Here is a 1,313-nt window from a genome sequence, read left to right as displayed (position 1 = left end):
AAATCCATTATTGTCTTATTTTGTAACGCAACAGGGATAAAACCAATGGAACTCTCTTGGACCACTTTTTCATTAGAACTCATTAATTTTCTTATTCTCATTTGGATTTTGAAACGCTTTCTTTATGCGCCCATACAAAAAACCATATTAGAACGAAAAAAAAGAGTGCAAGAACAATTAGAGACTGCTGAGACGCGGCAAAAGGAAGCAAAGCAATTGCAAACAACCTATGAAAATCGGCTTACCGATTGGCAACAAGAGAAAGCGACCCTACACAACGAGTGGCATGAGGCGATGGAACGATGGAAATCAGAAGAAAGACTCCAGTTTGAACAACAATTGCGTCAAGAAAAAGAGCAGATTTTTTCCCATGAAATGCAAAAAGCCGCAGCCATCATTGAAAACAATGCCAAGGAAGCATTTCTTTTGGCTGGGAAATTTGCTGAAAAATTGTTAATCGATTTTGCAGATGCGCATCTTGAAGAGAAAATCATTGAAAAAACCATCAAGGAGCTCCATCAATTCCCAGTGGAACAATGGCAATGGCTAAAGACTGTCTCTGAGGAAAATACCCTTTCGATACAAACGGCCTACCCCATCAATGAACATCAAAAGCAGAGTCTATTACACGTCATTGAACAATGGGCGTCCAAGAAACCCGCCGTTTGCTTTACAGAAAACCCAAAGCTTCTCGCCGGATTAACCCTTCAAATGGGTCCAATGTGCTTGCAAGCCAATCTTCGTGATGAATTAAAATTCTTTACAGAGACAAAAAATGAACTGGCCTAACCCCCCTTCTTTTCTTGAGAAGCAACGACAACGTCTTGAGCACTATCAATTTCAAATCAAGGCATCCGAACAGGGACAGGTGGTTTCTGTTGGAGATGGGATTATCTGGATTAAGGGCTTACCTTCTGCCGCCATCGATGAAATTCTTATTTCAGAGGATGAGTGCTGTATCGCCATGGTGTTCCATCTCACGGAAAACTTAGTTGGCGCTATTATGTTAGTACAAACTAAAAAATTAAAGGCAGGAACCCCTATTTTTCCTCTGAAGCGAGCATTGAGTATTCCTGTAGGCGATAAATTGCTTGGACGAGTGATTGATCCCCTAGGCAATCCATTAGATGGCGGTGCGATTCCTCCCTATGAGGAACAAGGATTACTCGATAAGTTGTCACCATCCATTCTTCACCGCGACTTTGTGAATCGACCATTGTACACGGGAAATAAGATGCTTGATAATCTAATTCCCATCGGAAAAGGACAAAGGGAGTTACTGATTGGGGATAATGGGCTTGGTAAAAGTGCTT

General features: G+C 41.4%; 1 protein-coding gene and 1 pseudogene. Both read left to right on the top strand.

Going from position 1 to position 1,313, the window contains the following annotated elements; genetic code table 11:
- Positions 1 to 45: 45 nt before the first annotated feature.
- Entirely contained in the window at positions 46 to 789 is a 744-nt protein-coding gene (locus ACWTEW_RS30160) for a F0F1 ATP synthase subunit delta (RefSeq protein ID WP_454783626.1), read from the top strand.
- Positions 776 to 1,313 (top strand): annotated as a pseudogene (locus ACWTEW_RS30155) (F0F1 ATP synthase subunit alpha); the annotation flags it as partial. The gene ACWTEW_RS30160 and the pseudogene ACWTEW_RS30155, both read left to right, overlap by 14 nt.

The organism is Legionella stuttgartensis (assembly GCF_977063405.2).
Note: the sequence above shows the minus strand (reverse complement) of the source record. Positions and strands in the feature narration are given on the sequence as shown.